Origin of the sequence: Aeromicrobium stalagmiti (assembly GCF_013283745.1) — a bacterium.
GTDB classification, from domain to species: Bacteria; Actinomycetota; Actinomycetes; order Propionibacteriales; family Nocardioidaceae; genus Aeromicrobium; species Aeromicrobium stalagmiti.
The window spans coordinates 345,913-358,830 of the sequence record NZ_JABSTZ010000003.1; the positions used below are offsets into that span (position 1 = coordinate 345,913).

The window sequence follows — 12,918 nt, forward strand, 5'->3', positions numbered from 1 at the left end:
CCCTGACCTAGAGCGTCGCGATCCAGTTCTGCAGCAGGTGCATGCCGGCGTCGCCGGACTTCTCGGGGTGGAACTGGGTCGCCCAGAGTGGACCGTGCTCGGCCGCCGACACGAAGCGGTCGCCGCCGTACTCCGTCCACGTCACCGACGGGTCGGGGAACGCCGGCGGCTGCGACAGCACCCAGTCACGCAGCCCGTAGGAGTGCACGAAGTAGAACCGCTCGTCCTCGACGCCGGCGAACATGCGCGACCGCTCGCCGGGCTCGACCGTGTTCCAGCCCATGTGCGGCACGATCGGCGCCTGCAGGCGCTCGATGACACCGGGCCACTCGCCACACCCCTCGGTGCGGACGCCGTGCTCGATGCCCTCGGCGAACAGGATCTGCATGCCGACGCAGATGCCGAGCACCGGCCGGGTCGCGATGAGTCGCCGCTCGATGATGCGCACGCCGTCGACGCCCCGGAGGCCGCGCATGCAGGCCTCGAAGGCACCGACGCCGGGCACGAGCAGCCCGTCGGCCTCCTCGGCGGTCCGAGCGTCGCTGGTCAGGACGACCTCGGCCCCCGCACGCTCGACGGCACGCACCGCCGAGCGAAGGTTGCCGGAGCCGTAGTCGAGAACCGCGACGCGCGGCAGCGTCACAGAGCGCCCTTGGTGCTGGGAACGCCCGTCTCGCGGGGATCGAGCGCGATCGCCTCGCGGAACGCCCGCGCGACCGCCTTGAACTGCGCCTCGGCGATGTGGTGCGGGTCGCGACCGTCGATCAGGCGGACGTGCATCGTGACCGCCGCGTGGTGGGCGATCGACTCCAGCACGTGAGCCGTCAGCGAGCCGGAGTACTGCCCGCCGATGATCGCGGTGATCTGGCGCTCGGGCTCGCCGGAGTGCACGAAGTAGGGACGCCCGGAGACGTCGACGACGGCCTGCGCGATCGACTCGTCGAGCGGCACGAGGGCGTCGCCGTAGCGCTTGATGCCGGCCTTGTCGCCGAGGGCCTCGCGCAGGGCCTGGCCCAGGCAGATCGCGGTGTCCTCGACGGTGTGGTGGGCGTCGATGTGCAGATCGCCCTCGGTCTTGACCGTCAGGTCGATCAGCGAGTGACGCGAGAAGGCGGTCAGCATGTGGTCGTAGAAGCCGACACCGGTGGAGATGTCGTTGGCTCCGGTGCCGTCGAGATCGACCTCGACGACGACATGCGACTCGGAGGTCTTTCGCTCGATGCGTGCTGTGCGCGTCATCGGGTCACCTCCTGGAGTGCGTCTCGGAACGCGGTCATGTCCTGCGGCGTGCCGATCGACACGCGCAACCATCCTAGGGGGCCGACCTCGCGGATCAGGACGCCCCGGTCGAGGACGCCCTGCCACACCGCGTGACGGTCGTCGAACCGGCCGAACAGGATGAAGTTGGCGTCGGACTCAGCGACCTCGAAGCCCTGCTCCCGCAGCCACACGGCCGTCTCGTCGCGGGTCGCCCGCAGCGCGTCGACCTGCGCGAGCAGCTCGTCCTCGTGACGAAGAGCAGCGGTTGCCGCAGCCTGGCTGACCGCGGAGAGGTGATAGGGCAGGCGGACGATGCGCAGGGCGTCGATGATCGCCGCGTCGGCGGCGACATAGCCGAGCCGGCCACCAGCGAGCGCGAACGCCTTGCTCATGGTGCGCGTCACCAGCAGACGCGGGAACTCCCCCAGCAGCTCGAGGGCGCTCGGCGTGCCGTCGCGGCGGAACTCCGCATAGGCCTCGTCGACCACCACGATGCCCGGCGCGGCCTCCAGCACCGCGCGCGTGTGAGCGGGGTCGAGCGCCGTGCCGGTCGGGTTGTTGGGCGACGTGAGGATCACGACGTCAGGCTGCTCCTCGGCGATGAGGGCCAGCGCAGCGTCGACGTCGAGACCGAAGTCGTCGCGGCGTCGTCCGGCCACCCACCGGGTGTGGGTGTTGCGGGCGTACTCGGGATACATCGAGTACGTCGGGGCGAACGACACCGCGGTGCGACCGGGTCCACCGAAGGCCTGCAGCACCTGCTGCATGACCTCGTTGGAGCCGTTGGCCGCCCACACCTGATCGACCGTGAGGCCGTGCCCCAGGTAGGACGCGAGGGACGTCCGCAGCTCGATCGCCTCGCGGTCGGGGTAGCGGTTGAGCGTCAACGCCGCGCGGTGCACCGAGTCGGCGATGTCGCGCGCCGTGGCCTCGCTCGGCCCGTAGGGATTCTCGTTGGTGTTGAGCTGCACCGGCACGTCGAGCTGCGGCGCGCCGTACGGCTCGTCGTCCCGGAGCTCCTCGCGGATCGGGACCCAGGCGGGAACCGGCATCAGCGAGACGTCCGGATCGAGACCGCCGCACCGTGGGACGGCAGGTTCTCGGCCTCGGCGAGGGTCACGACGTGGTCGCCGACCTCGCGCAGGGCCGTCTCGGAGTAGGTGACGACGTGCATGTTCTTGCAGAACGCCCGCACCGAGAGACCCGACGAGTGGCAGGCGCAGCCGGCCGTGGGCAGCACGTGGTTGGAGCCCGCGGCGTAGTCGCCGAGCGACACCGGCGTGTGGGAACCCACGAAGATCGCACCGGCGTTGACGATACGCGCGGCGACGCCCGCCGAGTCGGTGGTCTGCACCTCCAGGTGCTCGGCGGCGTAGCCGTTGGCGACGTCGACGGCCTGGTCCATGTCGCGCACGAGGACCGTGGCGGACTGGGGACCGTCGAGCGCCGTGCGGATGCGATCGGCGTGCTTCGCGCTGCCGATCTGCACCTCCAGCTCGGCCTCGACCGCCGTCGCGAGGGACTCGCTGTCGGTGATCAGGACGCTGGCGGCCATCGGGTCGTGCTCGGCCTGGCTGATCAGGTCGGCGGCCACGAAGGCCGGCACGGCGCTGCCGTCGGCGATGATCGCGATCTCCGTCGGCCCGGCCTCGGAGTCGATGCTGACCGTGCCCTGCAGGTGTCGCTTGGCAGCCGCGACGTAGATGTTGCCCGGGCCGGTGATCAGGTTGACGGGGCGGCAGTCGACGCCGTCCTCGGACGCCGCGCCGTAGGCGAACATCGCCAGCGCCTGGGCGCCACCGGCCGCATAGACCTCGTCGATGCCGAGCAGCGCGCAGGCCGCCAGGATCGAGGGGTGCGGGAGCCCGCCGAACTCCGCCTGGGGTGGGCTGGCGAGCGCGATGCCGGGCACGCCGGCGACCTGGGCCGGCACGGCGTTCATGACGACGGTGCTCACCAGCGGCGCGAGGCCGCCGGGCACGTAGAGGCCGACGCGCTGCATCGCCACGATGCGTCGTTCGACCGTCGCGCCGGGAGCGACGTCGGTGACCAGCGTCTGCTCGAGCTCGGCCTCGCTGGTCTGCCGGAGGCGACGGATCGACTCCTCCAGCGCTGCTCGGATCTCGGGCGCGAGCGCGGCGAGGGCGTCGGCCAGCGCGGCGGCAGGCACGCGCAGCTGCGCCGGCCGGACGCCGTCGAACCGCTCGCCCGCGTCGAGCACCGCGACGGTCCCGCGGCTGCGGACGTCCTCGCAGATCGGGCGCACGGCGGCGAGCGCATGCTCGACGTCGACCTCCGCACGCGGCACCGCCGCGGTGTAGACCACGGCTGATTCGTCGGCGGCGGGGTCGAGCTCACGCAGGTCGAGACGTCTCATCACGACATCAAGTCTACGGACGCACTACGGTGGGGTCGTGGCCGCCAACCAGAAGCCCACCGACGCGACGCCGGCGTTCGTCGCCCTGCACCGCGCCAACGTCCAGTTCACCTCGCACTCCTACGTCCACGACCCTCGCGCCGAGTCGTTCGGCATGGAGGCCGCGCAGGCGCTCGGGGTCGAGGCAGGCCGCGTCTTCAAGACGCTGATGGCCGTGATCGACGGAGAGCTCTGCGTCGGCGTGGTCCCGGTGATGGGCTCCCTCGACCTGAAGGCCCTGGCCGACGCGCTCGGCGGCAAGCGGGCCCAGATGGCCGACGCGGCCCAGGCCCAGCGCGCCACCGGCTACGTCATCGGGGGCATCTCCCCCGTCGGGCAGAAGAAGCGCCACCGCACGGTGATCGACAAGTCATCGGCACAGTGGCCGACGATCTTCGTGTCGGGCGGACGCCGCGGCCTCGAGGCCGAGCTGCACCCCGACGACCTCGTCCGGGTGACGCAGGCCGTCGTGTCGCGAATCGCGCGCTAGACCCGCTCGTCGACCCGGTGGCGGGTCGCCCACATGGTGCCGACCACGCCGACCAGGCCGAAGATCGGCCAGACCAGGAACGGCGCCAGGCCGTCGACCTTGAGCTCTGACGGGACGCGATCACCGATGCTGAGGCCGGTGACGGTGACCGGGTCGGGCGGGCCGAGCTCGACGCCGATGCGCCACGCGATGACGGCCGCCAGCAACGTGAGGGCGATGACGACAGGGGTCACGACCCAGCCGAGGTCGTCGAGCACCCAGGCTGCGACGGCGCCCCACACCAGCGACGTGCCCGCGCCGATCAGCACGAACACCACCACGACGGAGAACTGTCCCTTGGCGGCAGCCTCGTTGAGCACGATGCCGTTCTGGACGGCCTCCCACTCAGAAGGATGCGCCAGCCCCAGCCACACGAATCCGGCGGCGATGCCCAGCAGCAGCATGAGGATCGACGTCAGCACGGTCCGCCGCACCACGGATGCGCGGGACGGTGCGGGTGCCTGGCCAGGCAGGAAGTGCTCGTTCACGACAGACAATGGGGCCCCAGCAGCTCTTTGAGGTCGGCGATCAACGACGACGACTGTGCCACACGCAGGCTGTCGTCGAGGCGCATGACCTTGGTCGATCCGTTGCCGATGAGTCGCAGATGGACCTCCGACATGCCCGGGTGGGCCGAGAGCACCTGCTTGAACGTGCCGATCGTGTCGCTGGTGCACCGCGCGACGGGAAGGGTGACGACCATGGGGCGCTCGGGGCCACCCGAGCCCATCGCCGGCATCGTGACCTCGAGGGCGTTGAGCTCGATGCCGTCGTCCTTGCGGCGCACGCGCCCCTTGACCACGACGATCGTGTCGGGCACCAGCACCGGCATGGCCAGCTGGTAGGCGCCCGGGAAGACCATGACCTCGATGCCACCCTCGAGGTCCTCGATCGTGATCGAGGCCCACGGGTCGCCCTTCTTGCTCATGCGGCGCTGGACCCCGGTGATGAGCCCACAGATGCGCGTCGTGCTGCCGTCGGGCAGCTCGGTGTTGGTGAGCAGGTCGCCGACGGTGCTGTCGCTGCTGGCCCGCAGCACGTGCTCGAGGCCCTGCAGCGGGTGGTCGGAGACGTAGAGACCGAGCATGTCGCGCTCGAACGCCAGCAGCTGGGTCTTCTCCCACTCCGGCATCTGCTCGGGCACCTCGACCTTGCCGCCGCTGAACACGTCGTCACCGAGGCCGCCGAACAGCGAGTCCTGGCCGATCGCCGCCTGGCGCTTGAGGTCGATGTAGAGGTCGACGCCCTCCTCGGCCACGGTCGTCAGGGCACGACGGCGATGACCGAGCGAGTCGAAGGCACCGGCCTTGATCAGCGAGTCGAGCACGCGCTTGTTGCACACGTGCGTCGGCACCTTGTCGAGGAAGTCGTTGAAGTCGCCGTAGGCGCCCTTGGTCGTGCGCCCCTCGACGATGCCGGCGACGACGTTCTCGCCGATGTTGCGGATCGCGCCGAGGCCGAAGCGGATGTCGGCGCCCACCGAGGCGAAGTTGGACACCGACTCGTTGACGTCGGGCGGCAGCACCTTGATGCCCATGCGGCGGCACTCGTTGAGGTAGATCGCGGACTTGTCCTTGTCGACGCGGGTGCTCGTGAGCAGGGCCGCCATGTACTCGGCCGGGTAGTTGGCCTTGAGGTAGGCCGTCCAGTAGGAGATCACGCCGTAGGCCGCCGAGTGCGCCTTGTTGAAGGCGTAGTCCGAGAACGGCAGCAGGATGTCCCAGAGCGTCGTGATGGCCTTCTGGGAGTAGCCACGCTCGAGCATGCCCTGCTGGAACCCGGCGTACTGCTTGTCGAGCTCGGACTTCTTCTTCTTGCCCATCGCGCGACGCAGGTTGTCGGCCTGTCCCAGGGAGAACCCGGCGAGCACCTGGGCGATCTCCATGACCTGCTCCTGGTAGACGATCAGGCCGTACGTCTCGCCCAGGACCTTCTCGAGCGGCTTCTCCAGCTCGGGGTGGATCGGATCGATCGGCTCGCGCCCGTTCTTGCGGCGGGCGTACTTGTTGTGCGAGTCGGCGCCCATGGGGCCCGGGCGGTAGAGCGCGCCGACGGCCGAGATGTCCTCGAACTTGTCGGGCTTCATGCTGCGCAGCAGCGCGCGCATCGGCCCGCCGTCGAGCTGGAAGACACCGAGCGTGTCGCCGCGCGCCAGCAGGTCGTACGTCGCCTGGTCCTCGAAGTCGAGGTCCTCCAGCACCAGGTCGATGCCGCGGTTGCGCTTGATGTTGATCAGCGCGTCGTCGAGCACCGTGAGGTTGCGTAGGCCCAGGAAGTCCATCTTGACCAGCCCGAGCGCCTCGCACATCGGGTAGTCGAACTGGGTGATGATCGCGCCGTCCTGCTCGCGCTTCATGATCGGGACGATGTCGATCAACGGGTCGCTCGACATGATGACGCCGGCGGCGTGGACGCCCCACTGACGGATCTGGCCCTCGAGCCCCAGCGCGGTCTGGTAGATCTTGCGGACGTCGGCGTCCTCGTCGTGCAGCTTGCGGAAGTCGCCGCCGTCGCCGTAGCGCTTGTCGTTGGTGTCGAACAGGCCCTTGAGCGACACGCCCTTGCCCATGATGTCGGCCGGCAGCGCCTTGGTGATGCGCTCGCCGTGCGAGAACGGGTAGTCCATGACGCGTGCGGCGTCCTTGATGGCCGCCTTGGACTTGAGCCGTCCGAACGTCGCGATCATCGCGACGCGCTCCTCGCCGTACTTGTTGCTGACGTAGCGGATGACCTCGCCGCGACGACGCTCGTCGAAGTCGATGTCGAAGTCGGGCATGGACGGACGCTCGGGGTTGAGGAACCGCTCGAAGATCAGGCCGTGCGTCAGCGGGCAGATGTCGGTGATCCGCAGCGCGTAGGCCGCGATCGAGCCGGCTCCCGATCCACGGCCGGGACCCACGCGGATGCCGTTGTCCTTGGACCAGTTGATGAAGTCGGCGACCACGAGGTAGTAGCCGCAGTAGCCCTTGGTGCGGACGACGTCGAGCTCCATCTCGGTGCGGGCACGGACCTCGTCGGTCATCTTGTCGCCCGGGTAGCGGCTCTCGATGCCGCGCCAGACCTCCTTGACGAACCAGCTCTCCTCGGTCTCGCCGTCGGGGATGTCGGCCTTCGCCATGTAGCCACCGTTGGACTCGGTGAACTCGACGTTGCAGCGCTCGGCGATCAGGAGGGTGTTGTCGCACGCCTCCTTGAGGTCGAAGCGGTCCTCCCACAGGTCGCGCATCTCGGCGGCGGACTTGATGTAGAAGTCGTTGGAGTCGAACTTGAAGCGGTTGGGGTCGGTCAGCGTGCTGCCGGACTGGACGCACAGCAGCGCCGAGTGCGCCTCGGCGTCCTCGGGGCTCGTGTAGTGCGAGTCGTTGGTCGCGATCGCCGGGAGCCCGAGGTCGGCCTTGAGCCGCAGCAGCCCGTCGCGGACCGTGCGCTCGATCTCGAGGCCGTGGTCCATCAGCTCGAGGAAGAAGTTGTCCTTGCCGAAGATGTCCTGGAACTCCGCGGCCGACGCCCGGGCCTTCTCGTAGTTGCCGATGCGCAGCCAGGTCTGGATCTCGCCCGACGGGCAGCCCGTCGTCGCGATGAGCCCCTTGCCGTACTGCTGGAGCAGCTCGCGGTCGGCGCGCGGCTTGCGGTACTGGCCCTCCAGGCTCGCGTAGGACCCGATCCGGAACAGGTTGTGCATGCCCTCGGTCGTCTCGGACAGCAGCGTCATGTGGGTGTAGGCACCGCGTCCGGCGACGTCGGCGTCCTTGGCGCCCTTGTTCCACTGGACGGCCTTCTTCTCGTGACGCGAGATGTTGGGCGTGAGGTAGGCCTCCATGCCGATGATCGGCTTGACCCCGTGCGCCTTGGCCTTGCTGTAGAAGTCGTAGGCGCCGTGCAGGTTGCCGTGATCGGTCATCGCGATGGACGGCATCCCCAGCTCGGCCGTGCGCTCGAACAGGCCGTCGAGCAGGGCCGCTCCATCGAGCATCGAGTACTCCGTGTGGACGTGCAGGTGCACGAAGGACGAGTCACTCGACATCGAAAAAAGGCCTCCTCGGCGGGACGTGGGGGGAAGATCTACAGCCTAGTCGAGGCCCCTGACGGGAATCGACGCCGCGCCGATCCGCACCTGCGATCCGGGCCCGAAACGGTCTCGGGCGTCACTCGCGTCCCGTCGGTCCCACCGGCCCACCCATACTGGACGGATGACGGAACCAGCTGAGGGCGAGAAGCGGACGTTCACGACGGTCGACGAGTTCATCGAGGCGGCGACCTATGACGTGGAGCCGCGACTGATCGAGATGCGACGAGTCGTCCGCGAGGCGCTCCCCGACGCCGAGGAGACCATCAGCTACAACATCCCGGCCTACCGCCAGCACGGCGTCGTCGTCGTGCAGTTCTCCGGCTACACCGAGCACACCTCGCTCAACTTCTTCCCGACCGCCGGCGCCTTCGCCGCCTTCGACGAGGAGCTGAGGCCCTACCGCACCTCGAAGTCGGCGATCCGCTTCCCGCTCGACGAGCCGCTCCCCCTCGAGCTCATCTCGCGGATCGCGACGTTCCGGCTCGAGGAGGCCGCCGCGTTCGCGGCGCGCAAGCGGTCGGGCAGGTAGCGACCGCCTACTTCTTGGGCTTCGACAGCGCGAACAGACCGACGTCGTACTGCGGGTCCGACGGCACCTTGCGACCGGTCTGGGCGTAGGCGTAGTCGTACGCGTAGTCGCTGCGGGACAGCGCGACTCCCCCGCTGAAGGGGGCGACCTCCGGTGAAGACTGCAGACCGTTGCGGCGATCCTTCGGGATGTTCCAGCGGCCGGTGATCTTGCCGGTCGCAGCATCCAGGGTCATCAGCTCCACGGAGACGTCGTTGCTGAGCGTCGCCAGCACCGTCTTGCCGCCCTCGATCAGGTCGAAGTGCTGCGAGAGGTAGGACCCCTTGCGATCACGCTCCATCGACTCGACGATCGACGAGGTGTCGACCGCCCAGCGGATCTTCTTCTCGGCGAGCGAGTAGCGCATGACGCCGGACTGCTGCTCCATCACCACGTCGCCGTTGTCGAGGCCGACGGTCTGGAACGGGGCAGCTCCGAGCACGGTGAACTTCTTGAGGTCGTCGGCGAGGTAGTCGCGCTCGACCCGCCCGGTCCGCGACACCACACGTCCGGTGTCGGGGTCGAGCAGGACGAGGGAGTCGTCGACCTTCTTGGTCGGGTCGGAGAGATCGCCGAAGACCGTCGAGATCCACAGCGGGTTGCCCTGCCACGACGAGACCGGGCTGCGGCGGTCGACCTTGCCCAGCACCTTGCTCGCCGTCGTCGACCAGACCCGCTCGAAGGCAGGCAGGCGGTAGGCGTCGATGGCCCACTCCCGTCCGCCCTTGAGGCTGGTCGTGCTGACGAACAGCGACGGATCCTCCGGGCTGGGCTGGAGCGGGTAGGACTTGCGCGCCAGGGTGCCGACGTCGACGAACGCGCCGTCGTCGATGCGCCGGACGTCGCGGCCGTCAGACACCACGTAGACGACCTTGTCGCGGACCACCATGTCGGTGACGACCTTTGCCGGAGCCGGCAGCTGGATGCGATCCAGCTCGCTGCCGTCGGCGGCGTCGACCCGCAGCAGGGTGTTGCACGTGTCGCCCTTGCCGCTGCCCTGATAGGCGATGGTGAACGTCTTGACGGCCTGGTCGGGCGGCTCGGACGCGCACACCTTGGCGCCCGGGTCGTCGGCGTCGACCTCGAAGCTCCACTTCTCCTTGCCGGACTTCGTGTCGAAGCCCGTGACGGTGCCGGAGGTGTAGCTCACCAGGCGTGATCCCGTGCTGAAGGCCCCGGAGCTGCGCTCACCCGTGGCACCCTCGGGAGTCGTGATGCCGGCGAGAGCCTTGGCATCGGTGTCGGTGGGACCGGAGGTCGGCACCGACGGGGAGGTCGAGCTGTCGGGCTCCGGGAACGTGAAGATCCCGATGTCGTAGAGGGGCCCCTCGGGCTCCTTGAGGTCGAGGTAGTCCGCGAACGTCCGCTTCCAGCTGTCGAAGTTGCGGCTCAGCACGAGGCCGTCGCCGAACAGCGTCATGCCGGGCTCGACCTGGAAGCCGTTGCCGTAGTCGGCCGGGACGGCCCAGCGGGCCACGAGCTTGCCGGTCTTGACCTGCACGGCAATGACCTCGGCCGCCGTGTTGTTGCTGACCGTCGCGACCAGGTAGCCGTCTGCCGTGACACCCTGCGGGAGGACCGTCGTCAACGGGTAGTCCTCGGCCGACTCGAGCTCGACCTGGCCGAGATCGAGGTCCCACGCGACCTTGCCGGTCTCGAGGGAGTAGCGCGTCAGGCCACGCACCTGCGCGAAGACCATGTCGCCGCCGGGCAGGCCGAGGGCGCGGTCGAACTGGTTGGCGGCGCTCGAGAGATCGAACTCGCCCTCGGCCGCCTTGCCGCCGGAGTCGGTGGCCGCGTCGGCCTTGCCGACGACCTTGCCGGTGTCCGGGTCGACCTGGATCATGGAGTAGCGACTCCCGTCCTGCTGGACCATCCAGGCCGGGTTGCCGCTCGCGGGCGAGATGATGCAGTCCTCACGGACGTCGGGAAACAGCGACGCCGAGTCCTCGGTCCACATCCGCTCGAAGGACGGCAGCGCGTAGGCATCGACCCGGCATCGTCCACGGTCGCTGAGGCGAGCACCGATGAGGGTGTCACCCTCGGGCGTCGGCGCGATCGTGAAGTACGACCCCGTCTCGAGGCGCTGGAGCGGCTCCGGCTCGCCCTTGACCATCTTCCACACGACACCGCGGAAGTCGAGGACGTAGTCGCGGCCCTTGATCGTGAGCAGCTCGGTGACCGGGCCGCCGGCGGAGTCCCCCTCGAACTCCTGGAGGTCCGACAGCGTCTTCGAGATCGACATGACCTTGCCGTCGGACACCCGGATCGTCGCGAGGTCGGGGCAGTAGCCGGACTTGCCGTAGGCGACCGTGAAGGTCTTGACGGCGCGATCAGGCTGCGACACGAAGCAGACCGTTCCTCCGCCGAGGTCGAGCTTGGAGGTCCAGAGCTGTTCGCCGGAGTCGAGGTCGTAGCCCGAGATGTTGTCGACCGCGTAGCCGACCGCGGTGCGTCCGCTGATGAACGCGCCCGACCGCCGCTCGACGGAGGCGCTGTCGAGCGAGCCGGCCTGCTCCTCCAGCTCGTCGGACGACTCGAGCAGCACCTTGGGCTCGAGCGCGGGTCCGGTCGCCGCGCCACGGGCTGACGGCGCCTTGGCCGGAATCGGCAGGGACGGCCCCGACTCCTTGTCGTCCTTGTCGTCGCCACCGCCGGTGCAGGCCGTGAGAGCGAGCACCATCGTCGCGGCGACTGCGACGAGCCGCTTCATGCGCCGACCCACTTGCGCGTCGCGGCGAGGAGGTCCTTCTCGCTGCGGCCCAGCTTGCGGGCCGCAGCCTTGCGGTCGTCGGCCCCGTAGAAGGCCTCGGCGGTCTCGAACACCGCGTCACGTCCCTTCTCGTCCTCGAGGTAGGCGAAGATGGCCGCTGAACACTGGTAGAACTCGTACTCCAGCGGTGAGTCGTGGAACTCGTCGTAGCCCTTGAGAGCCACCGACTCGAACTGTCCGAACGCCGATCGGATGCGACCGCCGTCCGTGGCCATCAGCGACTGGCCATTCGTGCCCCACTCGGCGAGCCCCTCGGCGACCCAGGTGGGCTGGCCCGAACCGCTGTTCCACTGGTCCGCCAAGACGTGGATCCCCTCGTGGCAGGCCGTGTCGACGAAGTCCGGCCGGGTGAACGACCCCTCGTGGAGCCCGACTCGACCGGTCGCCCGCGGCAGCCCCTTGGCGTCGGCCGGCGTCTTCTGCCCCTTGGACAGCTCGGCGGGGTCCAGGAACGGGTGGTAGTAGGCGTGCGCGTCGGCCTCGCCGATCGCCACGCCGCCGTAGAGCTTGCCGTCGACGGCTGGCCAGGTCATGGCGTAGAAGACCTTGTCGACGCCCTTCGGCCTCGGCATGAGATCGAACGCCCTCTTGGCTCCCTGCTCGATGCGACCCGCGAAGTCCTTCGCCTTGGCCGCGTCCTGCTTGCGGAAGACGATCCACGCATGCTTGGTCTCGATCGCATCGATCGTGGCGACGTCCCAGATCGACGGGTCGAACTGCGCCTCGGCGTCGCCCAGGTGCAGCAGCTCGAGCGGCGCGTCCTCGGCCTTCTTGCGGAACGAGGCGCGGTAGCTCTCGACGACCTGCTGGGCGTCGCAGCCCCTGACCTGATGGGCGAAGACGAGATCGCCGTCGTACTCCACGAGCCCGCCGGAGGCGTTGCGGGTGCGCCCGGTCGGCACACCGACGAACCACTCCCCCTCGACGAACCCGAGGCGCTTGAAGTTGTCGAAGCGGCGGGTCCAGCGCTTGCGGACGTCGTCGAGCGCGAAGTCGCCCGGATCGATGAGGGCGACGAGCTGCTCGACGTCCTTGCTCGCGAACGCCTCGTTGAGCTGCTTGCGTAGCGCCGCCGTGTCAGCCTGCGTGACGACGTTGCCCGTCTGCGGCTTGACGATGTTGGGGCCCTTGGTCGTGGCCTTCGGCTCGGCCTTCGTGCTGCCGCCGCCACAGCCGGCGAGCACCAGCCCTGCCGAACCCCACAACAACGTACGTCTGTCCAACTCGCGCATCAGTCCCCCGAACTGTGGTCAACCCGTACGGTATCGCCTGCGACAGGCTGGCGCGCGACAACGCCCCAGAA

The 12,918-nt window shown here is 69.0% G+C and carries 10 protein-coding genes; 2 read left to right on the forward strand and 8 right to left on the reverse strand.

The genetic code is table 11. From position 1 onward, the window contains the following. Positions 1 to 7: 7 nt before the first annotated feature. Genes hisH through hisD form a run of 4 tightly spaced genes read right to left on the reverse strand, consistent with a single transcriptional unit; the run spans position 8 to position 3,640 of the window. A complete protein-coding gene (gene hisH, locus HQK15_RS14050) occupies positions 8 to 643 on the reverse strand; it encodes an imidazole glycerol phosphate synthase subunit HisH (RefSeq protein ID WP_173492101.1) in 636 nt (211 codons plus the stop codon). After that, the gene (gene hisB, locus HQK15_RS14055) at positions 640 to 1,239 is read right to left on the reverse strand and encodes an imidazoleglycerol-phosphate dehydratase HisB (RefSeq protein ID WP_173492102.1); all 600 of its coding nucleotides are present in this window, start codon (positions 1,237 to 1,239) and stop codon (positions 640 to 642) included. The genes hisH and hisB overlap by 4 nt, the downstream gene beginning before the upstream one ends. Next, a complete protein-coding gene (locus tag HQK15_RS14060) occupies positions 1,236 to 2,312 on the reverse strand; it encodes a histidinol-phosphate transaminase (RefSeq protein ID WP_173492103.1) in 1,077 nt (358 codons plus the stop codon). The genes hisB and HQK15_RS14060 overlap by 4 nt, the downstream gene beginning before the upstream one ends. Next, a complete protein-coding gene (hisD, locus tag HQK15_RS14065; RefSeq protein WP_367649188.1) occupies positions 2,312 to 3,640 on the reverse strand; it encodes a histidinol dehydrogenase in 1,329 nt (442 codons plus the stop codon). Before hisD ends, HQK15_RS14060 begins: the two co-directional genes overlap by 1 nt. 34 nt (positions 3,641 to 3,674) lie before the next feature. Between hisD and ybaK the strand changes: the two genes are divergently transcribed. Further along, positions 3,675 to 4,166 carry a Cys-tRNA(Pro) deacylase gene (ybaK, locus tag HQK15_RS14070; protein WP_173492104.1) on the forward strand — a complete coding sequence of 164 codons (492 nt, stop codon included), beginning with the start codon at positions 3,675 to 3,677 and terminating at the stop codon, positions 4,164 to 4,166. On the opposite strand, the gene HQK15_RS14075 is transcribed toward ybaK, so the two are convergent. Together HQK15_RS14075 and dnaE are read right to left on the reverse strand one after the other, a co-directional pair. Then, positions 4,163 to 4,693 carry a hypothetical protein gene (locus HQK15_RS14075; protein WP_173492105.1) on the reverse strand — a complete coding sequence of 177 codons (531 nt, stop codon included), beginning with the start codon at positions 4,691 to 4,693 and terminating at the stop codon, positions 4,163 to 4,165. The genes ybaK and HQK15_RS14075 overlap by 4 nt on opposite strands. After that, entirely contained in the window at positions 4,690 to 8,229 is a 3,540-nt protein-coding gene (gene dnaE, locus HQK15_RS14080) for a DNA polymerase III subunit alpha (protein WP_173492106.1), read from the reverse strand. The genes HQK15_RS14075 and dnaE overlap by 4 nt, the downstream gene beginning before the upstream one ends. Positions 8,230 to 8,395: 166 nt before the next feature. Between dnaE and HQK15_RS14085 the strand changes: the two genes are divergently transcribed. Further along, positions 8,396 to 8,803: an iron chaperone gene (locus tag HQK15_RS14085; protein WP_173492107.1), complete on the forward strand. Its 408-nt coding sequence runs from the start codon at positions 8,396 to 8,398 to the stop codon at positions 8,801 to 8,803. Positions 8,804 to 8,810: 7 nt separating this feature from the next. Here the strand turns inward: HQK15_RS14085 and HQK15_RS14090 are convergent, their stop codons facing one another. Together HQK15_RS14090 and HQK15_RS14095 are read right to left on the reverse strand one after the other, a co-directional pair. Beyond that, entirely contained in the window at positions 8,811 to 11,555 is a 2,745-nt protein-coding gene (locus HQK15_RS14090; RefSeq protein WP_173492108.1) for an outer membrane protein assembly factor BamB family protein, read from the reverse strand. After that, the gene (locus HQK15_RS14095) at positions 11,552 to 12,847 is read right to left on the reverse strand and encodes a hypothetical protein (RefSeq protein WP_173492109.1); all 1,296 of its coding nucleotides are present in this window, start codon (positions 12,845 to 12,847) and stop codon (positions 11,552 to 11,554) included. The genes HQK15_RS14090 and HQK15_RS14095 overlap by 4 nt, the downstream gene beginning before the upstream one ends. Positions 12,848 to 12,918 lie beyond the last annotated feature (71 nt).